The 25,519-nt window shown below is 48.9% G+C and carries 27 protein-coding genes; 12 read left to right on the forward strand and 15 right to left on the reverse strand.

Going from position 1 to position 25,519, the window contains the following annotated elements; translation table 11 throughout:
* Window positions 1–2 precede the first annotated feature (2 nt).
* From ACF2G4_RS06390 to ACF2G4_RS06400, 3 genes are all read left to right on the forward strand, one after another.
* Window positions 3–803 carry a PTS mannose/fructose/sorbose transporter subunit IIC gene (locus ACF2G4_RS06390; protein ID WP_409075955.1) on the forward strand — a complete coding sequence of 267 codons (801 nt, stop codon included), beginning with the start codon at window positions 3–5 and terminating at the stop codon, window positions 801–803.
* Between the two features lie 15 nt (window positions 804–818).
* Window positions 819–1,664 (forward strand): PTS mannose transporter subunit IID, encoded by an 846-nt coding sequence (locus tag ACF2G4_RS06395; RefSeq protein ID WP_243077791.1) that lies wholly within the window; start codon window positions 819–821, stop codon window positions 1,662–1,664.
* An 89-nt stretch (window positions 1,665–1,753) separates the two neighbouring features.
* The gene (locus tag ACF2G4_RS06400; RefSeq protein WP_215846630.1) at window positions 1,754–2,212 is read left to right on the forward strand and encodes a DUF986 family protein; all 459 of its coding nucleotides are present in this window, start codon (window positions 1,754–1,756) and stop codon (window positions 2,210–2,212) included.
* Here ACF2G4_RS06400 and rlmA read toward each other — a convergent pair.
* From rlmA to ACF2G4_RS06425, 5 genes are all read right to left on the reverse strand, one after another.
* Window positions 2,209–3,012: a 23S rRNA (guanine(745)-N(1))-methyltransferase gene (gene rlmA, locus ACF2G4_RS06405; RefSeq protein WP_243077790.1), complete on the reverse strand. Its 804-nt coding sequence runs from the start codon at window positions 3,010–3,012 to the stop codon at window positions 2,209–2,211. The two genes, ACF2G4_RS06400 and rlmA, sit on opposite strands and share 4 nt — an antisense overlap.
* A gap of 139 nt (window positions 3,013–3,151) precedes the next feature.
* Entirely contained in the window at window positions 3,152–3,361 is a 210-nt protein-coding gene (gene cspE, locus ACF2G4_RS06410) for a transcription antiterminator/RNA stability regulator CspE (RefSeq protein WP_003852684.1), read from the reverse strand.
* 81 nt (window positions 3,362–3,442) lie between these two features.
* The gene (locus ACF2G4_RS06415) at window positions 3,443–3,517 is read right to left on the reverse strand and encodes a DUF2627 domain-containing protein (protein WP_110866451.1); all 75 of its coding nucleotides are present in this window, start codon (window positions 3,515–3,517) and stop codon (window positions 3,443–3,445) included.
* 520 nt (window positions 3,518–4,037) lie between these two features.
* On the reverse strand, window positions 4,038–5,048 hold the full coding sequence (locus ACF2G4_RS06420) for an MBL fold metallo-hydrolase (RefSeq protein ID WP_409075714.1): 1,011 nt from the start codon (window positions 5,046–5,048) through the stop codon (window positions 4,038–4,040).
* Window positions 5,049–5,065: 17 nt separating this feature from the next.
* Window positions 5,066–5,338, reverse strand: coding sequence for a YebO family protein (locus ACF2G4_RS06425; protein WP_215846628.1), 273 nt, complete (start codon window positions 5,336–5,338; stop codon window positions 5,066–5,068).
* Window positions 5,339–5,551: 213 nt separating this feature from the next.
* On the opposite strand from ACF2G4_RS06425, the gene ACF2G4_RS06430 reads away from it, so the two are divergent.
* Complete coding sequence (locus ACF2G4_RS06430) at window positions 5,552–5,788, forward strand: YobH family protein (protein ID WP_215846627.1); 237 nt, start codon at window positions 5,552–5,554, stop codon at window positions 5,786–5,788.
* A gap of 30 nt (window positions 5,789–5,818) precedes the next feature.
* Here the strand turns inward: ACF2G4_RS06430 and kdgR are convergent, their stop codons facing one another.
* Window positions 5,819–6,610 carry a DNA-binding transcriptional regulator KdgR gene (gene kdgR, locus ACF2G4_RS06435; protein WP_215846626.1) on the reverse strand — a complete coding sequence of 264 codons (792 nt, stop codon included), beginning with the start codon at window positions 6,608–6,610 and terminating at the stop codon, window positions 5,819–5,821.
* A gap of 197 nt (window positions 6,611–6,807) precedes the next feature.
* Between kdgR and ACF2G4_RS06440 the strand changes: the two genes are divergently transcribed.
* On the forward strand, window positions 6,808–8,184 hold the full coding sequence (locus ACF2G4_RS06440) for an MFS transporter (protein ID WP_243077788.1): 1,377 nt from the start codon (window positions 6,808–6,810) through the stop codon (window positions 8,182–8,184).
* Window positions 8,185–8,236: 52 nt separating this feature from the next.
* Here the strand turns inward: ACF2G4_RS06440 and htpX are convergent, their stop codons facing one another.
* The 4 genes from htpX to ACF2G4_RS06460 form a co-directional block, all read right to left on the reverse strand.
* Window positions 8,237–9,118, reverse strand: a complete 882-nt coding sequence (gene htpX / locus ACF2G4_RS06445) for a protease HtpX (RefSeq protein WP_215846625.1) — start codon at window positions 9,116–9,118, stop codon at window positions 8,237–8,239.
* 243 nt (window positions 9,119–9,361) lie between these two features.
* Window positions 9,362–11,407: a carboxy terminal-processing peptidase gene (gene prc, locus ACF2G4_RS06450; RefSeq protein ID WP_409075715.1), complete on the reverse strand. Its 2,046-nt coding sequence runs from the start codon at window positions 11,405–11,407 to the stop codon at window positions 9,362–9,364.
* A gap of 19 nt (window positions 11,408–11,426) precedes the next feature.
* Complete coding sequence (gene proQ / locus ACF2G4_RS06455) at window positions 11,427–12,119, reverse strand: RNA chaperone ProQ (protein WP_243077786.1); 693 nt, start codon at window positions 12,117–12,119, stop codon at window positions 11,427–11,429.
* A 96-nt stretch (window positions 12,120–12,215) separates the two neighbouring features.
* Window positions 12,216–12,716 (reverse strand): GAF domain-containing protein, encoded by a 501-nt coding sequence (locus tag ACF2G4_RS06460; protein ID WP_243077785.1) that lies wholly within the window; start codon window positions 12,714–12,716, stop codon window positions 12,216–12,218.
* 211 nt (window positions 12,717–12,927) lie between these two features.
* On the opposite strand from ACF2G4_RS06460, the gene yebS reads away from it, so the two are divergent.
* The 3 genes from yebS to rsmF all read left to right on the forward strand — a co-directional run bounded on the left by yebS (window position 12,928) and on the right by rsmF (window position 18,285).
* Window positions 12,928–14,172, forward strand: coding sequence for a membrane integrity lipid transport subunit YebS (gene yebS, locus ACF2G4_RS06465; RefSeq protein ID WP_243077784.1), 1,245 nt, complete (start codon window positions 12,928–12,930; stop codon window positions 14,170–14,172).
* A complete protein-coding gene (locus tag ACF2G4_RS06470; protein WP_243077783.1) occupies window positions 14,141–16,780 on the forward strand; it encodes a PqiB family protein in 2,640 nt (879 codons plus the stop codon). The genes yebS and ACF2G4_RS06470 overlap by 32 nt, the downstream gene beginning before the upstream one ends.
* A 71-nt stretch (window positions 16,781–16,851) precedes the next feature.
* Window positions 16,852–18,285, forward strand: coding sequence for a 16S rRNA (cytosine(1407)-C(5))-methyltransferase RsmF (rsmF, locus tag ACF2G4_RS06475; RefSeq protein WP_252515264.1), 1,434 nt, complete (start codon window positions 16,852–16,854; stop codon window positions 18,283–18,285).
* 3 nt (window positions 18,286–18,288) lie between these two features.
* Here rsmF and ACF2G4_RS06480 read toward each other — a convergent pair whose 3' ends face one another.
* Window positions 18,289–18,936 carry a metallophosphoesterase gene (locus ACF2G4_RS06480; RefSeq protein WP_332627069.1) on the reverse strand — a complete coding sequence of 216 codons (648 nt, stop codon included), beginning with the start codon at window positions 18,934–18,936 and terminating at the stop codon, window positions 18,289–18,291.
* Between the two features lie 134 nt (window positions 18,937–19,070).
* Between ACF2G4_RS06480 and ACF2G4_RS06485 the strand changes: the two genes are divergently transcribed.
* Entirely contained in the window at window positions 19,071–19,805 is a 735-nt protein-coding gene (locus ACF2G4_RS06485; RefSeq protein WP_409075716.1) for a class I SAM-dependent methyltransferase, read from the forward strand.
* Window positions 19,806–20,042: 237 nt separating this feature from the next.
* Here ACF2G4_RS06485 and ACF2G4_RS06490 read toward each other — a convergent pair whose 3' ends face one another.
* From ACF2G4_RS06490 to ACF2G4_RS06500, 3 genes are all read right to left on the reverse strand, one after another.
* Complete coding sequence (locus tag ACF2G4_RS06490; protein WP_243077780.1) at window positions 20,043–20,255, reverse strand: DUF1272 domain-containing protein; 213 nt, start codon at window positions 20,253–20,255, stop codon at window positions 20,043–20,045.
* Window positions 20,256–20,372: 117 nt separating this feature from the next.
* Window positions 20,373–20,693 (reverse strand): phage repressor protein, encoded by a 321-nt coding sequence (locus tag ACF2G4_RS06495; RefSeq protein WP_215846617.1) that lies wholly within the window; start codon window positions 20,691–20,693, stop codon window positions 20,373–20,375.
* 3 nt (window positions 20,694–20,696) lie between these two features.
* Window positions 20,697–20,939, reverse strand: coding sequence for a hypothetical protein (locus ACF2G4_RS06500; RefSeq protein ID WP_243077779.1), 243 nt, complete (start codon window positions 20,937–20,939; stop codon window positions 20,697–20,699).
* A 321-nt stretch (window positions 20,940–21,260) separates the two neighbouring features.
* Here ACF2G4_RS06500 and ACF2G4_RS06505 point away from each other — a divergent pair, with 321 nt between their 5' ends.
* Window positions 21,261–22,025 carry an SDR family NAD(P)-dependent oxidoreductase gene (locus ACF2G4_RS06505; RefSeq protein ID WP_243077778.1) on the forward strand — a complete coding sequence of 255 codons (765 nt, stop codon included), beginning with the start codon at window positions 21,261–21,263 and terminating at the stop codon, window positions 22,023–22,025.
* 281 nt (window positions 22,026–22,306) lie between these two features.
* A complete protein-coding gene (locus tag ACF2G4_RS06510; RefSeq protein WP_243077777.1) occupies window positions 22,307–22,537 on the forward strand; it encodes a hypothetical protein in 231 nt (76 codons plus the stop codon).
* A 631-nt stretch (window positions 22,538–23,168) separates the two neighbouring features.
* On the opposite strand, the gene ACF2G4_RS06515 is transcribed toward ACF2G4_RS06510, so the two are convergent.
* The gene (locus ACF2G4_RS06515) at window positions 23,169–24,254 is read right to left on the reverse strand and encodes an acyltransferase (protein ID WP_332627073.1); all 1,086 of its coding nucleotides are present in this window, start codon (window positions 24,252–24,254) and stop codon (window positions 23,169–23,171) included.
* Between the two features lie 453 nt (window positions 24,255–24,707).
* Between ACF2G4_RS06515 and ACF2G4_RS06520 the strand changes: the two genes are divergently transcribed.
* Entirely contained in the window at window positions 24,708–25,004 is a 297-nt protein-coding gene (locus ACF2G4_RS06520) for a tyrosine-type recombinase/integrase (RefSeq protein WP_409075717.1), read from the forward strand.
* The last annotated feature ends 515 nt before the right edge of the window (window positions 25,005–25,519 follow it).

The following is a 25,519-nucleotide window of genomic DNA, read 5'->3' on the forward strand; positions in this document are numbered from 1 at the left end:
TGATGGAAATATCCGCACTACAAATTGTTTTAATATTTATCGTCGCCTGTATTGCCGGTATGGGGTCCATTCTTGATGAGTTTCAATTTCACCGTCCGCTGGTGGCTTGTACTTTGATTGGTGCCGTGCTGGGCGATATGAAAACCGGGATCATTATCGGCGGTACGCTGGAGATGATTGCACTGGGTTGGATGAACATTGGGGCCGCCGTAGCGCCTGACGCCGCCCTCGCCTCAATTATCTCCACCATACTGGTTATTGCCGGTGGTCAAAGCGTGGGTGCGGGTATCGCACTGGCCATTCCGCTAGCGGCTGCTGGACAAGTTCTGACGATTATTGTTCGTACTCTTACCGTAGCCTTTCAACATGCTGCTGACAAAGCAGCAGAGAAAGGTAATCTCACGGCTATATCGTGGATCCACGTCTCGGCCTTGCTGTTACAAGCGATGCGTATTGCCATTCCTGCGTTGATCGTGGCGATTTCAGTCGGCACCAGTGCGGTTCATGCATTACTCAGCTCCATCCCTGAAGTGGTCACCAACGGCTTGAACATCGCCGGTGGCATGATCGTGGTCGTAGGTTATGCGATGGTCATTAATATGATGCGCGCAGGCTACCTGATGCCGTTCTTCTATCTGGGTTTCGTTACTGCGGCTTTCACCGACTTCAACCTGGTCGCGCTGGGCGTGATTGGCGTTGTGATGGCGGTGCTGTATATCCAGCTTAGTCCTAAATATAACCGCGTGGCCGGTGCGCCTGCCGCAGGTCCGTCAGCTAATGACCTCGACAACGAACTTGATTAAGGAACAGGTGACAACATGGTAGATATCACAAAGGTTGAGAAGAAGCTGACGCCAGGCGATGTACGTGCGGTATTCCTGCGTTCAAACCTGTTTCAGGGTTCATGGAACTTTGAACGCATGCAGGCGTTGGGATTCTGTTTTTCAATGGTGCCGGTCATTCGTCGTCTCTATCCTGAGAACAATGACGATCGCAAACAGGCAATTAAGCGTCACCTTGAGTTCTTTAATACCCATCCTTACGTGGCAGCGCCAGTGTTAGGCGTTACCATGGCAATGGAAGAGCAGCGTGCTAACGGTGCAGCCATTGATGATGGCGCAATTAACGGTCTCAAAGTTGGATTAATGGGACCCTTGGCAGGCGTAGGCGATCCTATTTTCTGGGGTACTGTACGTCCGGTGTTTGCCGCCTTGGGCGCGGGAATCGCCATGAGCGGCAGCCTGCTGGGGCCCTTACTGTTCTTTATCCTGTTCAACGTTGCCCGCTTGCTTACGCGTTACTACGGTGTGGCATACGGTTATCGCAAAGGGATTGATATTGTCAGCGATATGGGCGGCGGCTTCCTGCAAAAACTGACGGAGGGCGCGTCGATTCTTGGCCTGTTTGTCATGGGCGCGTTGGTAAACAAGTGGACGCACGTGAATATCCCGTTGGTGGTATCACGTATCACCGATCAGACCGGGAAAACCACGGTAACGACGGTGCAATCCATCCTTGATCAGCTGATGCCTGGCGTGGTGCCATTGCTGTTGACGTTCGGCTGCATGTGGCTGTTACGCCGCAAGGTCAATGCGCTGTGGATCATCGTTGGCTTCTTTGCCCTTGGTATTTTTGGTTACTGGATCGGCTTTTTAGGTCTGTAAATGTGAAATGTCGGGAGCGTTAGCTCCCGATTTTTTAGCGTACTTATCTGAGCCTGAGCGGTTGAGATAATTTCGTTTGAGGAAGAATAATGTCACTGACCGACGCTATCATCGTGCTCTGTATTGCTGCACTGCTGATCTTCGCTGTTTATGATGAAGCTGTTTTACCGCGTCGACGTGGCCCTACTCTGTTGCGCGTTTCCTTACGCCGTCGACACAAAATAGACAGCCTGATTTTTATCGGCCTGCTGCTCATTCTGCTGTGGAATAATGTTTCACACCAAGGCCCGCAACAAACAACCACACTGCTGTTGGTGTTGTGCTTTCTGGCATTTTGGTTGTTTTGGCTGCGTAAGCCGAAACTGCTCATGAAAAATCAGGGGCTGTTTTACGCGGGCGTGTGGATTGATTACACCCGCATTCAAAGCATCAATCTTTCCGAAGATGGCATTCTGGTTATGCAACTGGAGCAGCGCCGCTTGTTAATCGCTGTGCAGCAACTCGACGATCTGGAACGCATCTATCAGACGTTAGTTGAAGCGCGTTAATCTCGGCGCCAGAGCGTCAACGTGAAATCGGCATCACACTCAAAAGTGTTGGTTTGTTGCAGGGTTTGCCAAACCTCTTCCCGCGCACGCCAGGCAAACGGCGTCATTTGTAAAAGTTTCGCCGCATCGCCACCGCTCAAGGTCATGCTGTAGCGCAGCGAATGTTGCGCTGCTTGCTCAAAACCTGCATAGACTTTTTCTTCTGGCGTATGCAATTGTACTTCTCGATAAATCAGCGCTTTAAGTTGCTGTAAATGGTGCGCGCCTGGCGTCACTGTAAGGATAACGCCGCCCGGTTTTATCACTCGTGCCAGCTCAGTTTCATTGCAGGGGGCATAAATTCTGACAATGCCATCGAGTGAAGCGTCTGCAAAAGGCAATCGCTGACTGGACGCAACGCAGAACAGGATATCCCGATAGCGTTTAGCAGCGAGGCGAATCGCCATTTTCGCTACATCAAGCCCATAAACCTGCCCGGTGAAATGCGCGGCCATGGCTGCGGTGTAATACCCTTCGCCACAACCGATATCCAGCAATTGCACACTTGTCTGACCAAGATGCCCGGCGAGCAGTTCAACGACACGCTCGCGTAGTGGTTGATAATGCCCAGCCTGAAGAAATTCGCGCCGCGCCTGCATCATTTCTGCGCTGTCACCGGGTTCGCGCGACCCTTTATGCTGAACGGGCAGCAAATTGACGTAGCCCTCTTTTGCCTGATCAAATTGATGACGATTCTCACAGTGCCAGCTGCGATCGTTAAGCAAAAGAGGAAGATGACAAAGCGGGCAAATCAACGACATGAAGCACTCCGGAAAAAAAATAACGCGCCGAAGTGTACTCTGAACCCTGCTGCATCGAAAGCAAAAGAAAGCCCCGACCAATGGGTCAGGGCTTTAAGATTCGTGTCAGCGGTGCAAAGCACCAGGTCTGTGGACGAAATTAGATAGCAGTTACGTTAACTGCAGCTGGGCCTTTCTGGCCGTCCTGAATTTCGAACTCAACGCTCTGGCCTTCAGCCAGGGTTTTGAAACCATTGCCCTGGATAGCAGAGAAGTGTACGAACACATCTTTGCTGCCGTCAGCAGGAGTAATGAAGCCAAAACCTTTAGACTCGTTGAACCACTTAACCTGACCTTTAATCTTTGCCATTTTGCAAATTCCTTAGAATGTTTATTTTGCCCGAAGGCTGACCTACAGAGAAACCAGAGACATTACTGAATGAGGCACTTATTAAGGTTCGGCAAGGAAGCGGTATTCAACGTCAACGTCTTTACTCGTAACTTCTTTACTGAAGATGCCATACATAAACAGGACTGTACCTCGTTAACCTACGAATTGTTATCACATATCTGTAAATTAATGGCAAGCCATTTTTAATCGACAATTGATGCTTAACACATAATTGCCAAACAGCTCGCAGACTTTGTCCATCTTGGTACAAAACAGAGTCGGCGTTTATTGAAAATTAGGATAGTCACTATTCATCAGAGCCAGTTAACGCTGATACCAACGCTTCACGAACAAAACTAAAGCGCGCTAAACCAATGGATAACCTTAAGAAAACTATATTTCATTAATATGGCAATGCTAAAGTTAAATTAAACTGACTTACAAGTGAGTTGCGAATAAGCGAAGCGTTAATCTTGTACAACGCTATTTAATCCGTACATTTTTAATATGATATTGCACCAAAATCAGGAAAGAGGATTTACAGCTGCCCCAATTAAAAGCAATTGCGCACCTATTGTTTATTACCATTTTTTCTAAATGTGTGAAAAATTGATATTGAACAAAATTAAATTGCACACGATTTAATTTTGATGCTTTAGGATTTATCCTGGTCGATATTCTCCAGCCCCCGACTTTCCCCTATTCGCCATGCTGAAAAACGGGTGTTATCTTCTCCTGCACTTTGTAGGGCGCGCATGAGCTCTGCGGGGGGTTCATCCAGTGATTCATCAGCTAACTCAAACACGCCCCAGTGAATGGGAATGGTCAAAGGTTTTCCGATGGCACGCCACAGTGACACAGACTGATCAGGGTCCATGTGTTGCCCCCCCATGAACCATTTTGGTGCGTAAGCACCCACAGGCAACGCTGCAAGATTAAAAGGTCCCAGCCGTTTGGCTATCTCAGGCAGTTTTTCAGAATATCCGCTGTCTCCTGAAAACCAAAAACGCAGGGTTGGCGTTCTGATTACCCATCCACACCATAAAGAGCGATTTCGGTCATACACTGTTCGCATGCTCCAGTGGCGCGCAGGAACAGCATCAATGCGGATACCGGCAAACTCGGTATGCTGCCACCAGTCCAGTTGATGGACATGACGTAAACCATGCTGATGGCACCAACGCGCTAATCCCAGCGGAACAATAAATCTGGCTTGTGGAAAGCGGCGCGCAATACGTTTCACCGTAGGTTTATCAAGGTGATCGTAGTGATTATGCGAAATTAAGACGTAATCAAGCCGAGGCAAATGGTGGATATCGAGCGGCGACGGCGTTTTCCGCTGCGGCCCGGCAAAAGCAAAAGGTGATGCGCGCTTTGACAACGCGGGATCGATTAAGATGTAGTGCTTATTCAGACGCAGCAACAACGCGGCATGACCCAGCCACCAAACGCGATCGTCTTCTCCGCTTAAATCTGCGGGATGACACCAATGCTCAATAAAAGCGGGATAACCCGCCTTCGGCGGGTGCGGCAGGCCTTGTTCTTTGCGTTCTTTGCGCCAGCGTTTTAAATCACCGCTCTGGCGCAAATCAGGTTCGAGATTGCGAAAGCCTTCAGGTGTATGGTGCGGTTTACTTCCATCAAACCAGGGATTTTTCCAAGCCATCCAGCCTCCATTAATGATTAACGTTCTGGAATCAGACGAATAAAATCTCGCTTATCCTGTTCTTCCCCATGTTTCTTTTCTTCGGCGCCCGGTTGAGCATCGACTAAACGACGCAACAAGGTGTTTTGCTTTTTTTGTTCTTCCAGCAGAGATTGCAACAGCTCAATCTGCTCACCGGCACGTACGCTGGCCCGGTTGATGAAAAACCAGGCGATAAACGCCACGATCAGGATAATAATCCATACGCCATAACTGACCAGTGGACCCGAATTTGCGGCTAAATCATTCATAACGGCCTCGTCTTACCCTTGCTTATGCTAAAGAACAGTTCAACCGCGCATTCTACCTGTAGCAAGGCCAAATGGTAATGGGTACGGCTGCAATGCAGATTTTCCCGTTTCAGTTATCTCTGATCGATTCAGCGAGAAAAGCGAGGCATGCTGTTATTATCACGAGTAGCAGCAATAAGCGGATAGCTGCGTTATGTATCACAAGGAGACAAAATGAAACTTTTTATTCGGGCGATCGTGGTGATCGGCGTTATCTGGATGGCAATGCTTCTCACCGGCTACGGTGTATTGACAGGCAGTAATAAAAACGCTGCCGGGCTGGGATTGCAGTGTAGTTACCTGACTGCGCGTGGCGTGATTACCGCACAATATCTGCATACCGACAGCGGTGTGGTTGGCGTTACAGATTGCCCGCTACTGAAGAAAAGTGGTGAAGTGGTTGATAATTAATTAAAAAAGCGGGCTAATCAGCCCGCTTTTTTAGAATGTGTACTGATGATATCCCATTTCAGAAGAAAGCGTGCGTGCCGCCCGATGCAGCATCGCCACATAATCCTGTTTTGCATCTTCAGAAAAGCGAATCGTTGGGAAAGAGATACTTAGCCCGGCAATCACGACGCCAAAACGATCGAACACCGGCACCGCAATGCAGCGTAAACCCTCTTCCTGCTCTTCATTGTCCTCACCGAAACCCTGAACTTTTACCTGGTCCAGAACCTCAAGCAAAGATTCCGCACTGACCAACGTGTTGGCCGTACTGCGTTTAAACTCAACTTCGCTCAAAATCTCTTTTACTTCACTGCGATCGCGCCATGCCAATAACACTTTGCCAATGGCGGTGGTATGCAAAGGATTACGGCGGCCGATGCGTGAGTACATACGCAGGTTGTACAGCGAGTCGATTTTATGGATGTAGACAATGCTGTCTTCTTCCAGCGCACCGAGATGAATGGTCTCTTTCGTCAGCCGCGACAGCTCACGCATCTGCACGTCAGCACTGCGGATCAGATCAACGTTTTGCAACGCTTTGGCTCCCAGCTCGAACAGTTTAAGCGTCAGCGAATATTTTTCACTTTCACCTTCCTGCGTAACGTAACCGAGTGACTTCATGGTTTGGAGGAAGCGGTACACGGTGCTTTTTGACATCATCACGCGCTGCGCGAGTTCTGTAATACCGTGATCGCGTTCTTCGCCGAGCGCCTGCAAAATGCCAAACACTTTCAGTACCGAGGAGACCGAATCGGGCTGTTTGTCGTTATCAGCTAAGGACATCTTGCACCTTTCCAAATATGTTTCAAAAAAAACGGAACGAGGGACCAGTATAGAGTTATGCCCGGCACGACGGCAATCGTTTACGTCACAAGACATATTTTAAGATAAAATTTATGCGTAAACGCGATGCTTTTGCTCTGTGAATTCATTAGCATGATGATATTCACCTACTTTACTTATTGGCGCTACTCAGCTCTATGTCTCCTTCCCTTGCTCAAGACGGATTACCGGTTCCGCAACGTTATGGTGCCATTCTCACTATCGCCTTAGGCATTACTATGGCGGTGCTGGATGGCGCGATTGCAAATGTGGCTTTGCCCACGATTTCCCGCGAGCTGAACGCCAGCCCGGCTGAATCCGTGTGGATTGTGAATGCCTATCAAATCGCAATCATCGTTTCGCTGCTGTCGCTCTCATTTTTGGGTGATATGCTGGGTTATCGGCGCGTTTATCAGGTTGGCCTGGCGATGTTTATCGCCACTTCGCTGTTTTGCGCCCTCTCCTCTTCGTTGACGATGTTAACCTTTGCTCGCGTACTGCAAGGGTTTGGTGGTGCTGCATTAATGAGCGTGAACACGGCGCTGATACGCATCATCTATCCTCAGCGATATCTGGGACGCGGCATGGCGATCAATTCGCTGATCGTGGCAGTTTCGACGGCCGCAGGCCCGACCGTAGCCGCAGCCATACTTTCGGTGGCAAGCTGGAAATGGCTGTTCCTGATTAACATTCCGCTTGGCTTGATTGCGCTGTGGTTCGCTCTGCGTTATTTACCGGACAACACGCAAAAAACCAAATCACAGAAATTCGATATTCCCAGCGCCATCATGAATGCGTTGTTCTTTGGACTGCTGATTTCAGCGTTAAGCGGCTTTTCGCAGGGACTGAGTCATCTGCTGGTGGCTGGCGAAGTTATCGCGTTGATCATTGTCGGCTGGTTTTTTATCCGTCGCCAACTGAGTATGCCGATACCGTTGCTGCCGGTTGATCTGCTGCGCATTCCGATCTTTAGCCTGTCGCTGGGCACGTCAGTCTGCTCTTTTTGCGCCCAGATGTTGGCAATGGTTTCACTGCCCTTTTTCCTACAAAACGTTTTAGGCCGGGATGAAGTGGCAACGGGCTTGCTATTGACGCCGTGGCCGCTGGCAACCATGGTATTAGCGCCTATTGCGGGGCGTTTGATTGAACGCTTTCATGCAGGCTTATTGGGTGGAATTGGTTTGGCGGTGTTCGCGGCGGGTTTGTTCTTGCTGGCAATGTTGCCTTCACAACCGCAGGACTGGGATATCATCTGGCGCATGGTGCTGTGCGGGGCAGGTTTCGGTCTGTTTCAATCGCCAAATAATCATACGATTATCACTTCGGCTCCAGGTAATCGCAGCGGCGGTGCCAGTGGCATGCTGGGCACGGCACGATTATTAGGCCAAAGCATGGGAGCGGCCTTGGTTGCACTGTTATTTAACCTGTTTGGTGATAATGGCACTCATGCATCGCTGCTGTTGGCAGGGGCATTTTCCAGCATAGCGGCAATCATTAGCCTGTCGCGCATGACACAAGACCGCGCGACCCGCTGATCGTCAGGCACAAAAAAGGCGACGTTTCCGTCGCCTTTTCATTTAGTGCGAATTACTTCAGATATTGACCGCTACGTAACGCTTCAATGCGTTTGTCCAACGGCGGGTGAGACATAAATAACTCACTGAACGACTTGCCTTTACCGTTGATACAGAAAGCCATCATGCTGCTTGGCTCCTGCGGTTCGTAGCTGGTTTTCAGGCGTTGCAGTGCAGCAATCATCTTTTCACGACCGACAAGTTTGGCCGAGCCCGCATCCGCGTGGAATTCACGATGACGAGAGAACCACATGGTAATGATGCTGGCAAGAATACCAAACACCAGTTCCAGCACAGTTGCGACCGCAAAATAGACCAGCGGATTCCCGTTGCTGTTCTCTTCTCCGTCACGATTGCCTGACATAAAGCCAGACGCGATTTGCGCCAGAATACGTGAAATAAAGATCACGAAGGTGTTCACCACGCCTTGGATCAGCGTCATGGTGATCATATCGCCATTGGCAATATGCGACACTTCGTGTGCCAGTACCGCTTCTGCTTCATCACGGCTCATGTTTTGCAGTAAACCGGTTGAAACCGCCACCAACGACGCATCACGACGTGCGCCGGTAGCAAAGGCGTTGATATCCGGTGCATGATAGATCGCGACTTGCGGCATCTTAATACCTGCCTGCTGCGCCTGGCGACCAATAGTATCAACCAACCAACGCTCTGTTTCATTGCGTGGTTGTTCAATCACTTCACCGCCGACCGAGCGCAACGCCATCCACTTCGACATCAGCAGTGAAACAAACGCACCGCCGAAGCCAAACAGACCTGCCATAATCATCAGGCCTTGAACACTGCTTGACTGGATCCCTGTCAGGCTGAGAATCAGCCCGAATACCAACATCACAGCCAGGTTGGTCATCAGGAAAAGAGCAATACGCATCATATTTGTTAATCTTCCTCAGTGGTTCACGCGCATATGCGCGGATACATATCCTATGAGCATTGCGCGGGTTTTCAAGCAACCTTAATGTTTAAGTGCCTAAAAAGACATAACTTTACATTTACTCTTGTTTTGCCCGCTGCGCAAAATTTCATCTCGTTTAGCCACGCTAATTAGTGACCGAAAATACCAAATCGCAGACAAAAAAAAGCACCGCCAGGCGGTGCTTTTATTAACGCTTAGAGGCTACTTCGCGCTAGCCGCTTGTGCTTCTGGCTGGGCCTTATCCATCTTCGCGAGATCGTTGGCAATATTTACCGTCTCGTCCAGATAAGGATCGGGCTCTTTGTAATCTTTCGGCAAATCGTCCAGGTTCTTCAGCAGTTTCTTGCCTTCAGCCTGATAACGCGCATTGATTCGTTCCAGACGTAACGCATCTTCTTCATGGTTCTCTTTCTCACGTTGAGCAAGATTGAGGGAGACCCTATTGCGTTTCTCCTTCATCGCATTGAAACGCGCAATATCCTTCATGATGTACTGGAATTCACGATCCTGAGCGATACGATCAGCGTGATCTTTCGTTAATTGCGGAACCAGCGGCTTAACATCGCCAGATTTAACGTAGGTTGCTGCATTAATGCTATCCCACGGTAATGCGTTGTCTTCAAATTTCTCGCCGGTTTCCGCCGCTTCTACGCCGGTTGGCATCAGCAGATCAGGCGTCACACCTTTGCGCTGCGTACTTCCGCCATTGATGCGATAGAACTTCTGAATGGTGTACTGCACTGAACCCAGCGCTGGCCATTCTGGACGTAACATTTGATCATAAATACGGTTCAGCGAGCGATACTGCTGAACGGTGCCTTTACCGAAGGTCGGCTCACCGACGATCAGCGCGCGACCGTAATCCTGCATAGCTGCAGCAAAGATCTCAGAAGCGGAAGCACTGAAGCGATCAACCAGTACAACCAATGGGCCTTTATAATAAACAACGCCATCGTTGTCGCTGTCTTCACGTACGCGACCGTTATTGTCACGCACCTGCACAACCGGGCCGCTTGGAATAAACAAACCGGACAATGAAACGGCTTCCGTCAAGGCCCCGCCACCGTTGGTACGCAGGTCAATAACGATACTGTCGACATTCTGCTTCTGAAGTTTTTGCAGTTGCACTTTAACGTCATCAGTCAGGCCAACGTAGAAGCCTGGAATATCCAGCACGCCCACTTTTTCTTTACCGACGTTATGCACCGACATCTTCACAGCACGATCTTCAAGACGAATCTTTTCGCGCGTCAGCGTAACAGTGCGGGTTTTGGTGCCCTTACCGGCGGGTAACACTTCAAGGCGAACTTTACTGCCTTTCGGACCTTTGATTTTTGCGACGACATCGTCCAGACGCCAGCCAATAACATCTTCCATTGGCTTGCCTGGTTGGCCGACACCTACAATGCGATCGCCCACCGTAATCGATTTGCTTTTCGCTGCGGGTCCACCTGCGACCATCGAGTTAATGACGGTATAATCATCATCCATTTGCAACACCGCGCCAATACCTTCCAGTGAAAGGCTCATTTCGGTATTGAACTGTTCAGTGTTGCGTGGCGATAAATAGTTCGTGTGCGGATCGATTTCGTGAGCAAAAGAGTTCATTGCCAGCTGGAAAACGTCTTCACTGTTACTTTGGGCCAGGCGACGAATGGCAAAGTTATAGCGCTTGGTTAGCACTTCGCGAATCTCTTTGTCGTCTTTGCCTGCCAGCTTAAGGCTCAACTCATCGTATTTAACTTTCGCATCCCAGAGCGCATTCAGCTCAGCCTGATCTTTCGGCCAGGGCGCTTTGGCACGGTCAATGTCGATGGTGTCATTGCCAGTGAAATTCATTGGGCGGTTCAGCACGCTCAGCGCATATTGATAGCGCTCAAAGCGGCGTTTCTGCGCCAGATTATAGAGATCGTAAAATACGTCCAGCTTGCCGCTTCTCAGCTCATCGCCCAACGTGGTTTTCTTGCTAGCAAACTGGGCAATATCGGACGCCAACAGCACGTTATGGCTGTAATCGAGCATATTCAGGTAGCGATCAAAAATTTTCGCTGAAAAATCCTGATTCAGATCGAACTGACGATAGTGTGAACGCGTAAAACGTGAGGTAACACGTTCACTGACGGTGGGATCTTGCGCATCTTCGTGTAGCTGTGGAATCTGGTCGGCGCGGGTAATGTTCTCCGCACCAAAGGAAGGGCCTGACAACAGCAGGCCCGCAATAAGTCCAATTTTAAAAAGGGTGTTCATGCCGGGGTCAGCCTCCGTTTCAGAACTGTAAGTGTTCTGCGCGCACAATCATTGCCATGCCGGAAGCGAGCTGTACCCGAACGCCGTCTTTCGATACTTCCAGAACGGTAGCGTCCATTGCACTTTTGCCTGCTTTAACTTTAATACTCTGGCCGGGTTGTAAAGTTGAGGTGTCAGTGATGGGTTTAGGCTGCTCCGGGCGTGGCGCCGGTTTGCGATTCTGTGAAGCTGTCGCACGCTCAGCTTGCGGACGCGGTTTACGCGCAGCATCGCCTTCAGCGGGCTTGCGAGGTGCAGGTTTGCGGGGACGACGTGTTGCTGCGCCCTCTTCACCTTCACCCGCTTCACGGCGGGCGGCACGCTGCTGCTCACGCTGCGCCTGAACACGCGCTTTGGCGTCTTCCAGCTGCTTACGCGCATGCTCTACATGCTGCTCGTCCAATACGCCACAGGCGTTACCGTCGAGGTCAACACGCGTTGCACCGGCTTTAATGCCGTACAGATAACGCCAGCTAGAGGTATAAAGACGCAGCGCAGAGCGTAACTGAGTTTTGCTCAGACCCATTTCGCCCTGAACACGCTCTACCAGATCCTGAAAGATGCCGATTTTGAGCGGACGCGCTTCGCCTTCAGCGCTAAAGCAGTGCGGAAAGCGCTCCGCCAGAAAGCTAATGACTTCTTTACTGCTATTCAACTTAGGTTGATTTTCCATGAAATTTCCTGATTACAACGGGTTTGCCGACCAGAGCAGGCATGAACAGGCGACATTATAATGACAACATCGCTAAATGCCATGTGATCCAGTCGATTAGCTGCGCGTCAGCTGCAGATATTTTTCTAAGTCGCTGCCCGCAAGCACTTCGCAAAGCCCATCAGTAAGGGTGACTAACCCCGCTTCGTCATCGCTATCAAAGCGATTGTATTCAACACTGTCGATATCAAGGACACCAACCAGAGTGCCATTCACTTTCAGAGGAATCACAATTTCCGCGTTGCTTGCAGCATCACAGGCGATATGACCTGGGAATGCATGCACATCATCAACGCGTTGCACTTTGTCTTCAGCCAGTGCAGTTCCACAAACCCCTTTGCCTACAGGGATTCGTACACAGGCAATCTTGCCCTGAAACGGCCCCAACACTAAGGTGTCAGCTTCCGTTAGCAGGTAGAAACCTGCCCAGTTCACGCCATCGAGACGCTCATACAACAGCGCGCTAAAATTACCCATCGCGGCAAGAAAGGCCGTTTCTCCGGCCAGCAAGGCGCGCATATCGCGATTCAAATCGGCGTAAAAGGCATTTTTGTTCATTATTTAACCATTACCAATGACAACTGAGCGAGTTTAGGTTCGCTCGTTAAAAATAAGCACTAAATATCCAGAGCGACAAGGTGAATCATAGCGTTAGTTGCTATAACCTTAGCATTCTGTGGATCGAAGCGTGATGCCCGAAACCAGCACACCGGCAACGTCTTAACGACCGATTTGTGTCACACACGATGAGCGAAACTTGCATCACCCTATGAAAATTCACGCTATCAGCCAGACATTGCCTCACGCACGTTATCAGCGTTGCCCGCAATGCGATACCCTTTTTTCCTTACCGGATGTGAAATCGCACCAGTCTGCATATTGCCCTCGCTGCAATGCGCAAATTATGAGCGGGCACGACTGGTCTATAACCCGATTAATGGCGATGGCTGCCACCATGATTGTGTTGATGCCTTTCGCTTTTAGCCTGCCGCTGGTTGATATTCGCCTGCTCGGCATGCGCATCAATGCCAACCTGCTGGAAGGCGTTGTGCAGATGACGCAACAAGGTGACGTGTTAACAGCTTCTATGGTGGCGTTCTGTACTATTGGCGCGCCTGTCACGCTCGTTGCGGGTATTTGCTATCTCGGTATCGGTCACAAACTTGGCATGAATCTGCGCCCCGTTTTATTGATGCTTGAAAAGCTCAAAGAGTGGGTAATGCTGGATATCTATTTGATTGGCATTGCCGTTGCCTCTATCAAAGTTCAGGATTATGCGACGCTGGAGTTGGGCTATGGCTTAGCGGCCTATATTGCGTTGACGCTTTTAAGCTTAATAACGCTGATTCACCTTAATATTGAGCAATTATGGGACCACTTTTATCCGCAGAAACCCGGCAACGCCGCGCGTGATAAACTTCAGGTTTGCCTGAATTGCCACAATACCGGTGTCCCCGATGCACGCGGACGCTGTCCACGCTGTCATACCCCGCTGGATTTTCGCCGCCGTCACAGCCTGCAAAAATCCTGGGCTGCGCTGATTTCATCCATTGTGCTGCTCATTCCCGCCAATTTACTGCCCATTTCAGTGGTCTATCTCAACGGTTCGCGGCGTGAAGACACCATTTTCTCCGGTATTTTATCATTAGGCTCCGGCAATATTCCGGTCGCCGCCATCGTTTTCATTGCCAGTATTTTGGTGCCTTTTACCAAAGTATTGGTGATGTTAACGCTGCTACTCAGCATTCATTTCCGGTGTGAACAAGGCCTGAAAACGCGCGTTCGCTTGCTGCGTGTAGTGACTTGGGTTGGACGCTGGTCAATGCTGGATCTCTTTGTCATTTCATTAACCATGTCGTTGGTCAATCGCGATCAACTGCTGGCTTTTACCATGGGACCGGCCGCTTTATATTTTGGCGCCGCCGTGATCCTGACCATTATGTCTGTTGAGTGGCTAGACAGCCGCCTGCTCTGGGATGCACATGCAACAGGAAACGCCGACTACACCGACTAACGCCACGCTGCGCAACAAGCGTAAAATTTCGCCTTTTTGGCTGCTGCCGATTATCGCAATGTTGATTGCGGGCTGGCTGCTGTGGACAAATTATCAAGAGCGCGGCACCACTATCACAATTAACTTCCAGACGGCGGATGGCATCGTGCCGGGACGCACGCCAATACGTTATCAAGGCGTTGAAGTGGGCACCGTACAGGGCATCAATCTGAGTGATGACTATCGCAGTATTCAGATCAAGGCCAGCATCAAAAGCGATATGCGCGATGCACTGCGTGAAGATACGCAATTTTGGTTGGTCACGCCGAAAGCTTCGCTGGCGGGGGTTTCTGGCTTAGATGCGCTGGTTGGGGGTAATTACATAGGCATGATGCCAGGCAAAGGCAAAGCCAGCGAAAATTTCACTGCACTGGATACTCAGCCTAAATACCGGGTTAATACTGGCGAGTTATTGATCCATTTGCATGCACCCGATTTAGGCGCGCTGAGTACAGGATCGCTGGTCTACTACCGCAAAATTCCAGTAGGACGGGTCTACGACTACAGCATCAATAATGATACCGATGGCGTCAGCATTGATGTCCTGATTGATCGTCGTTTCAATAATTTGGTGAAAACCACCAGCCGTTTCTGGAATGTCTCTGGCGTCAATGCTGATATCAGTTTAAGTGGCGCGAAAGTGAAGCTTGAGAGCCTGGCAGCGCTGGTTAATGGCGCTATTGCGTTTGATTCACCCGACGGTGCTGAAACCGCCAAAGCCGATCAAAACTATCAGCTCTATCCCGATTTAGCGCAAAGCCAGCGTGGCGTTTCCGTCTCGTTAGATCTGCCAAATGGCAACAATCTAAAAGCGGGCAGCACGCCGCTGATGTACCAAGGACTTGAAGTAGGCACGCTCACCAAGCTGAATCTGAAAGATGGCGGTAAAGTCACCGGCGAATTAACGATTGATCCTTCGGTAGTCGGCCTGATGCGTAGCGAAACGCGTATTGAAATGCGCAGTCCCAAAATTAGTCTGACCGATACCAGCCTTAGCAGCTTGTTAACCGGCAATACGTTTGAACTGATTCCCGGTGAAGGTCAACCACAACAGCATTTTGCCGTGCTGCCAGCAAACGAATCGCTGTTGCAAAAACCGAACGTGCTTACCGTTAAATTAAGCGCACCAGAAAGTTACGGTGTCGACGCCGGTCAACCGTTGATGCTGCACGGCATGCAGATTGGGCAAGTGATGTCGCGAAGTCTGGATGAGAATGGCGTTAATTTTGTGGTTGCCGTTAATCCTGAATATCGCCAGTTGGTACATGGCGACAGTAAATTTATCGTTAACAGTCGTCTTGATGTGAAATTTGGTTTGGACGGTATGCAAGTGATCGGTGCCAGCGCCCGTGAGTGGGTTGACGGTGGCATCCGTTTAGACCCAGGCAAGCAAGGTAATGTGAAAGCAAACTACCCGCTATTTGCTGATGCAGATAAAGCAGCCGAAGGCATTACAGGCGATGGCCCGTCTACCACATTAATGCTAACGGCGAACAGCTTGCCGGACGTTCAGGCAGGTTCTGTGGTGCTTTACCGTAAATATCAGGTGGGTGAAATAACTAAAGTGACACCGCGGGCAAATGCTTTTGAAATCGCGGTACACATCCAGCCTGAATATCGCAAGCTGCTGACCAATGAAAGCGTATTTTGGGCTGAAGGAGGCGCGCGCGTCCAGCTCAACGGCAGCGGGTTGACCGTGCAGGCATCGCCACTTAATCGTGCCCTTAAAGGTGCGATCAGTTTCGATAATATGAGTGGTGCAGTTTCAAATAAAGGCGCTAAACGCGTGCTTTATCCTTCTGAAACGGCGGCGCGTGCGGTGGGTAGCCAAATTACCCTGCACACCTATGATGGCAGCAAATTGTCTGCTGGCATGCCTATTCGTTATCTTGGCATTAATGTAGGACAGGTTGAATCGCTGTCGCTGAGTAAAGACAACAATCAGGTTGTTGCAAAAGCGGTGCTCTATCCCGAATACGTTCAGGATTTTGCGCGCAACGGTAGCCGCTTCTCGGTGGTATCTCCAGAGATCTCCGCTACCGGCGTGAATCATCTGGAAACCTTGTTGCAGCCCTACGTTAACGTTGATCCCGGCAAAGGCAATGCCGCACGTATTTTCGAGCTGCAGGAAAGCACCATCACCGATTCGCGTTACCTCAACGGTCTGAATATCTATGTCGATGCGTCTGAAGCGGGCTCGTTGTCGCTGGGGACTCCCGTGCTGTTCCGTGGCGTAGAAGTGGGTACCGTGACCGGTACATCGCTGGGCAACATGGCCGATCGCGTACAAATCGCTCTGCGCATCAGCAAGAAATATCAACATCTGGTGCGCAACAACTCCGTGTTTTGGCTGGCTTCCGGCTATAACCTCGACTTCGGCCTGGTCGGTGGCGTGGTGAAAACGGGGACGTTCCAGCAGTTTATTCGCGGCGGCATTCAGTTTGCCACGCCGCCAACGGTGCCGCTGGCTCCGCAGGCCACGGCGAATAAACACTTCCTGTTGCAGGATGAAGCGCCGAAAGCGTGGCGCAACTGGGGCACAGCGATACCGGATCCCAATCAACCGTAAGCAAAACGGGCAGCCTGGCTGCCCGTTTCATTTCTGCGTGATACACTTCCCGCCTTTGCTTCTATTGGATATTGCCTGTGTCGGACTCTTCTTCGCTTTTACCCGCCGATTTTCTCACCTTAATGCGCCAAAACCTGCCGGACGAAGCCGCGTTCGAGGCATTTGTTGCCATTTGTCAGCAACCGCTTCGTCGCAGCATTCGCATTAATACGTTGAAGATCAGCGTCGCTGATTTCCTGGCCCAAACCGCCCATTATGACTGGCAATTAACGCCGGTTCCCTGGTGCGATGAAGGATTCTGGATTACGCGAGAAGATGAAAGTTTGCCCTTAGGCAGCGTGGCAGAACATCTGAGTGGCCTGTTCTACATTCAGGAAGCCAGCTCGATGTTGCCCGTGACAGCGCTGTTTGATGCCGTCAGCAATGCGGAAACAGTCATGGACATGGCCGCTGCCCCGGGATCAAAAACAACTCAAATCGCAGCGCGAATGAATAATCACGGCGTGATCCTCGCTAATGAATTCTCATCCAGTCGTGTAAAAGTCTTGCACGCTAATATCAGCCGTTGTGGCGTGAGTAATACAGCATTGACGCATTTCGATGCCCGCGTTTTCGGACCTGCGCTGCCTGAAATGTTCGATGCTATTTTGCTTGATGCGCCCTGTTCGGGTGAAGGCGTCATTCGTAAAGATGCCGATGCAATGAAGAACTGGTCGTTAGAGAGCACCGCTGAGATTGCTGCAACGCAACGCGATTTGATCGATAGCGCTTTCCATGCCTTAAAGCCGGGTGGCACGTTGGTCTACTCCACCTGTACGCTAAATCAGATTGAAAATCAGCAGGTCATTGCCTGGCTGCTGGAACGCTATCCTGATGCCGTTGAAATCACGCCACTTAACGATCTTTTCGCGGGCGCAGCTCAGGCCGCGACGGTAGAAGGCTATCTGCACGTCTTCCCACACTTATTCGACAGCGAAGGCTTTTTTGTGGCGCGTCTGCGCAAGCTGGCTTCTGTTGAGCCGATGCCTGAACCAACCTATAAAGTCGGTAAACTGCCTTTTTCACATGTCAGCCGTAAGCTGGAAAGCGAGATCGTTCAGGCTGCCGCAGCGGTCTCTTTGACGTGGGACGCATCGCTGACGCTTTGGCAACGCGACAAAGAAATCTGGCTTTTCCCCACTCACGTTACGCCCATGCTTGGCAAAGTACGCTTTTCACGCATTGGTCTGAAGCTGGCTGAGACATTCGCCAAAGGGTATCGCTGGCAACATGAAGCTGTGATTGCGCTGGCGCAGCCAGACGAAAATCAGACTTTCGAGCTCAGCGCAGCCGAAGCGGAAGAGTGGTATCACGGTCGCGATGTCTATCCTGAAGTCGCGCCCACGCGAGATGAAATGATTGTCACCTATCAGCAGCAACCACTGGGTTTAGCCAAGAAAGTGGGTAGCCGCATTAAAAATAGTTACCCACGAGAATTGGTACGTGATGGACGGCTGTTCCGCTGATTATTACTGCACCTGTACCAACGTAAGATGGTTACCAAACACCGCGCCAGTGTCGATGTAGTGAAGATTATCTACGTCGAGCCGGTGCTGGAGCGGTGTATGTCCAAAGTAGAAGGCATCGGCACCCGGTATTGTGTCGCGCCTTCCCTGCTGCAAACCGTCAATACGCCTGCGGCTCCACACCACGTCATGCCAGTTTACCGCCTGCTCCCAGGCATAATGTTCCGCTGGATAATCGGCATGCGCAACCACCACAATCTGCTCTTCAAGCTGCAGATGCAGTATCAGCGGTATCTCTTTTAATCGATTAAGGGCATGTCGCGCAGTAATTACTTCTGCGCCTTTTAACTGCCAAAACCATCCACCGCCGTTCATCTCCCATAACTGCGATTCGTGACCCTGTAACGCATTAAGCGCCATTTCTTCATGATTTCCCCGTACGCAACGGAACCACGGCTCTTCAAGTAGCGCTAAGCAGCCTAAGCTGTCAGGGCCGCGATCAATCAAATCACCCACAGAAATCAACAAATCTTGCTGCTTATCGAAGTCATGTGCCTGTAATAAGGTATCGAGTTGGCTACGGCATCCGTGCAAGTCACCCACGATCCAAATCTTTTGCCAGTTCTCACCGTTCAGATATTGATAATTCATCGTTTAACCCTGGGCTGAAAACGTGAAATGCAGATAATTAAAATTATAGACGCTGTGATCGCGCTCAATGTCAGCCCTGTTAACCCAGCGTTGATCGCCCTACACTTCTTTGCTCTGCAAAAAAGGAGTGTTCAATGAGCCAAAATATTTATGACGATCCGCAGTTTTTTTCCGGTTACGCCACGCTGGATCGATCAGTAAAGGGTTTGGATGGCGCACCAGAATGGCCCGCGTTGCGTGCACTGCTTCCAACGCTACACGATAAAAAGGTGGTTGATTTGGGTTGCGGCTACGGCTGGTTTTGCCGTTATGCGATTGAACAAGGCGCAGCGAGCGTGTTGGGATTGGATGTTTCAGAAAAAATGTTGGAGAAGGCTCACTCATTGGGCGATGCCGAACGCATCGTTTATCAGCGTGTCGATTTGGAAACATTGCAACTTCCCGGTGCACATTACGATCTGGCTTACAGTTCACTGGCGCTGCATTATCTGGAAAATATTGATGGGCTGTTTTCCATGCTTTTTACAGCCTTGAAACCGGGTGGAAAACTGCTGTTTTCCTGCGAACATCCCATTTATACAGCACCTCATCAGCAAGGCTGGATAGAGGATGCGCAGCAAGCAAAATCCTGGCCTGTGAACCATTATCAGCAAGAAGGTGAACGTTTTAGTCATTGGTTTGCTGAAGGGGTGAAAAAGCAGCATCGTAAGCTTTCAAGCTGGATCAATGCGTTGATTGCCCACGGTTTCATCATTGATCATCTTAATGAATGGGGCCCGACTGATGAGCAGATTGCGATTAATCCTGCTTTAGCTGAAGAGCGAGAGCGTCCCATGCTGTTTCTGCTGGCTGCACATGAACCGCGTTAAGCGTGTTTTCGGTTAAGCGCTTTGCCAAATAGAGATCATCACTCAAGACAGCAGCTTTTGTGTGATGCCCCTTCCGGCGCTTATCTTCGGCACTCATCAAAGGTGTTCGCGATTTTAAGGGACAACAGGATTTTATCGGCACAATACCTGCCAAACAATACCGGCCAAACAACACCGGGCAAACAGGTTGAATGATATTAACTATCACTCACATCTTTCTAAATCAGCCTGTTTTCATTACCGCGTTTTTGCAGGATATTTTATTAACTTTTCAGCGGGTCGGATCGGGCGCCGCACCAGTTCGCCGCCACAGTTCGGACAGATATGCTGCAAGTGTTGCTCAGCGCAGGCCGTGCAGAAAGTGCATTCAAACGAGCAGATCAGCGCTTCACGCGATTCGGCTGGTAAGTCGGTATCACAATGTTCGCAGTTAGGTCGCAGTTCAAGCATGTAAAATTCCCCTGTTTATTTTCAACAGAGCATCTCAGTCTGTCACAGCCATGTCGAGACCATTTATGGACATGAATGCGCATCCGTAGGACATGATGCTGATGACTTTATTTACCGCTAAATCGGCACATCTGGCTCAAACACCTTCAGCACTTCGCAACACATTTTTCCCAGAACAATTACAGCTTCAAGCGCCTCGCCCTGGATGGCTTCGCCTTCAACAGGCGTGATCCTGTCGTGATCTATTTTTCCCAGCATCGAATGACCATCATATTGGAAAGCGATCATGTCACCTGCGCGGAGAGCCGCGGCACGATCTATCAACACAAAACCATTACAGGTATCGACTCTGAAGGTATTTTCAGGATGCGGAATAAACAAAGCATTAAGATTAAGGCGACTCTCGATATAATCCTGTGCCGGTGATTCGAATGCCATCGATCACCTCACGTAAGCCATATTACGCAGCGCAAATATACGGTGGACGTTTTCATAAGGCGTGAGATCTTTAAAACCACTTTGATAATACTCAATCCATTTGTTGCACTCACCGTGGCTCCAGCTGTGGTTGCGCTTTGCAAGCTGTCGGCAAAACTCATCAGTTGTCACAATCTGTCGTCCACGCGCATCTATCTCAATGGCTGCCCGAAACGCTGACTCAATGTCGTCTCTTCTGCTCATCATTATCCCTCACAATTTAGCTGTATATAAACACAGTAATCGCAATCGATTGATATGATCAAGCGAGACGCTAAGATTTTGAGGTAGTCGATTGATCATTAATGGAATTTATTTTCTCTGTGGTGGATTCAATCGCTGACGTTTAGCGCTGTTATAAAAAAGCCTATTTCTGCAGCTCATCAGCTTTATAGCGAACAGGCTGAGTATTCAAACACAAAATGTTACGGCTACATTTTCTGCTTCGCTTGAACTCCACGGCATGAATGCCAGGCTTGATCCTCGTATGTTTAACGCCAAAAGTAACGCCATCAGTAAGGAGGCAACATGTCCAGATTTACAGGAAAAGTCGTTGTGATCACTGGCGCAGGTTCCGGCATCGGTGAAGCCGCCGCTAAACGTTTTGCTGACGAAGGGGCTTCTGTCGTTTTAGTCGGTCGCACTGAGAATAAACTTGAAACCACACTGGCATCGTTAAGCAAGGGAGATCACCTTGTGGTGCCTTGTGATGTTTCTGAGGCTGAACAGGTAAAAAGCCTGGCGGAAAGCGTACAGGATAAATATGGTCGCGTTGATGTTTTAGTTAACAACGCCGGCGTGGTAGTGCAAGGTCGCATCCATGAAATTGAACTCGACGACTGGAAAAAATTGATGAAAGTCGATCTGGATGGCGTATTCCACTGTGTGCACTATTTTGTCCCGGCGTTATTAAAGACTAAAGGCAATATCGTCAATATCTCCTCTGTTTCAGGATTAGGCGGTGATTGGGGAATGAGTGTCTATAATGCGGCGAAAGGCGCGGTAACCAACTTTACCCGATCGCTGGCAATGGATTACGGCGCAGACAATGTACGCGTGAACGCTATTTGCCCCGGATTTACGTTGACTGATTTAACCGAAGATATGAAAGACGATCAGGAATTACTGAACAAATTTTATGATCGTATTCCCTTAAGACGCGCGGGCGAGCCAGAAGATATTGCCAGCGCTATTGCATTTATCGCCAGCGATGATGCGCGCTACATCACCGGCGTGAATCTACCGGTTGATGGCGGCATTACGGCATCAAATGGTCAGCCAAAGCAGGCTTAAGGATAGTGGCGGCGCTTCAGATGCCGCCTTTTTCCCGGCTAGGTGGCAAAGAGATACACAGGCACAGAACATGCCGCTTAGGTAAGTTTTGGTCGTCGATAAAGTCCTTGGACGGCAAATGATTCAGTGATATGTGCGGGATTATGTGAACAGCAGAACAAAATACGTAATGATCTTGTGATATCGAGACGTTTATTACCGGTAATTCTCACAGCGCGCAACATCTCACTGTAATTCTATAATAAGTAGTTAGGCACGCTGCATAACAAGGAGTAAGGAAAATGAAACATGACATGTTGATATTTAAAGGTAAACCAGAACCTTTAGTCACCCTCCAAAAGTATGAAGGTGTTCCTGATTTTCCTGACAGCATTACGCTCGATAATGAGCCTTATGAATTAACGGTATTCTCCTATGGCCCAGCACAATATCTTATCGCCCATAATGCGCCATTAAATGAGAGTGAAGTCATAGCTGCTATAAATCACTGGCAGCCGACGATGTTAAGTTAATTATTTCACTCGAAACAGCCGCCGCCCACTGAGGCGGTTTTTTTTAGTTCAGCTCATAAGAGCGCCTGTACAACGACGGCGAGCCTGCTCAGCTTATCGCTAACAAAGCACTGGCAACCATCGCGTTGCTAAACTCGCTCTGGTTACGCATGTTGAACAGACCAAAGCCATTGCAAACTTTATCCTACCTATGAAAAATTTCACCGCCGTAATCGACTCAATGCCGAAAAGAAGGCTCAGATTGCAGCGATGAACCGCGCTTATCACTTACTTGAGAAGCAGATAAGGCAGCACGCTTCAGCGAAGCCAATGGCAAAACGCAGCCGTGGCAGACGCAGCAGTTGCTCGGCAGCATTACCGATGAAGACAGGCCGACGCTTAATCAAACACCTTCAAACCGTGCAAGCAATCGTCACTTCACGTGCTCCAAATATTATGGGCCGGTGCAACCCCAATGATGTGAAACGCCCTCTCTTGCGAGAATTTAGTAGATAGCAATTATCGACGCTGAGCCGGAGGTGTTTTCGACTGTCTTTAAAATGGGAAAATATTAAGAGGTTATGGGGAAGTTAATAGGCTTCTTCGACAATAAAATTGCCTTCCTTATGAGAAAGGCAATCTATATAAAATGTTAAGCTGTTTGCGGTTGTTCTTGCTGGCTTTTTATCCTGTGCATTGAAAGAAAAGGCTTTTCAATAAAACGCCATGAAAGCCAGGCCAAAATCAGAGAAAGAACACATGAGATGAAGAACCTTGACAAACCATCTTCAATTCCGATACTTCCAAATCTTTTACCAATGCCGGTATTCATTAGTGTGTGTATCAGGTAAAGAGAATAAGAGATATCGCCAAGCCTAATTAAGAATTCAGGAATGTATTTCCCGATTATTTTTTCAGAACCAATGGCTGTCATCAAAATCAGAAAATAAAGCCAGCCAGAACTAAGCAGTCCGTGACCAACAAACATACCATTACGAAATAAAACAAAAGTCATTGTAAATGATGCTGCAAGTAAACATACCATCATTACCCCGTTTAACCGGCTAAGCAGCGGATAAAGCAGGCCAATGAACACACCTGCAATAAAAAGGAATATCATTGGATTTGTCACAAAATTTAGCTGCGCTACTCCTGTTTGATAACCTTCAGGTGAAAAAGTAAAAGAATTAAACCCAACCAGAGGTATTACAATAAGTGTTGCAAAAAAGAATAGCCAAGTAGTCAGCTTACGAAATGGCACAGCAATTAACAGCCCAACAATTATGTAAAAATAGAGTTCATAGTTGAGAGTCCAGCGAATACCATACATACCACTGTCATCTAGATAGAAAGGCCCATTATATTGATAAATAGGTTGAAAAATTAGAGCGCTGATAAAATTAAGCGTTTTATCAGGATAATGAAATGTGCTCATAGCACCGGACAAGAAAAAGGTAATTAACAAAATGATATAGTATGCGGGTAATATACGTAAGGCACGGCCTTTAAGAAAATTTAAAGCGCCGCGAACACCCGGAACAGCTTTTTTAGCTGACAGAGTAATTACAAATCCACTAATCAAAAAAAACAAATCCACCCCAGTTGCACCCCAGCCAAATAGCATGTCTCCTATTCCCGGATAAGTACTGTTCAAATTCCATCGGAAATGGAAAAACATGACACTTAATGCAGCCAGGCCTCTGAGAGCTTGCACGCTTCTCAGTAAATTAGATTTCATATAAGCAGCTCTGTTTGTAATTTTATCGTTTTGATAGTGTAAAGAAGGTGCATTTATATCATCTGAAACTTAATAGCCAAAGAAAAACGATATCTGTCAGGTTCTGTAGGTTTCATTTGCGTTCACTCTCTAACCAACAAAACTCTAACTCATGCACCATCCCGCCTGGCTTGACACACTGAACACACCTTCAAAATGGATTGCATCAGATATCTATTATCATCACGCTGACCGAGGCATAAATTTAAAAACTCTTTGCAGCTTGTTCGGTTCACTGCAACCCCGATTATTCGCTGATTATCAAGCCTCAACCGGTTGCCGCTGGAGTTAAGCGCCAGCTTAAAGGCATCGCAGTTATCGCCCAAAAAATCAGTTTCATTAATACCGTGGGGAAAAAGAGATGCACGGTGCCGGTAGTCGATGCGTTGGATAAAGAGCTTCAAGGTAAAGACATTGTTTTTTGCTGAGCGTTATCGCCAGTTTTATCGCGTCATTCGTCCGGCAGGCATTGAGTTACCTGATGGCAATATGAGCCACACTCTAGATCACAGCTTTGCCAGTCACTTTATGATGGCCGGGGGAAATATCATCTTTCTGCAACGCATCCTGGGACATTCAGACATCAGGGTAACAATGCGGTATGCCCACTTCGCACCTGATCATTTGGAAGATGCAATTCGCTGTAATCCATTGGCGTTAATGGCTAAGAATAATGGCGATAAAGTGGCGGCACAGATTCCAGCAGAGTAGAACAGAGAGTAACAAGATGGGGGGTTTAACTCGTTAATTTACGATAAGTCATTAATGCCAAATACTGAACAAAAAACGAACGAATAAGATTTCCGCTTGCGGTGTAAGAATTTTTTACTATGAATCAGTCAGTTAAATAACAAAAGCACCTCTTTTTTTGTGGCAACACTATAGTCACATCCTCCAGTGACTCTCCCTCTATCGCCTCACCCTCTTCAGTGATGATGGTCTGATACATAAATCTCCCGCTCGCCGCTTCGCCCAAAAAGTTATACGCGATCTTGTCACCTATTTTTACCGGTAGCGTCCGGTCAATGAGTACGAATCCTTCATCGCTTGCAGTGAGCAACGTAGCAGTTGGTTGAATCACTAACAGCTGGTTAAGGTCGAGCCGCGACTCAATGTAATCCTGTGCAGGTGATACGAATCCCATACCTACCTCACAAAGCCCATGTTGCTTAGAGTCCAGGTGCGGTTATGCGGATTGTCCGTAATCAGCTCCATGAAGTCCGACA

The organism is Pantoea phytostimulans (genome assembly GCF_046118715.1).
In the GTDB taxonomy this organism is placed as follows: Bacteria; Pseudomonadota; Gammaproteobacteria; order Enterobacterales; family Enterobacteriaceae; genus Pantoea; species Pantoea phytostimulans.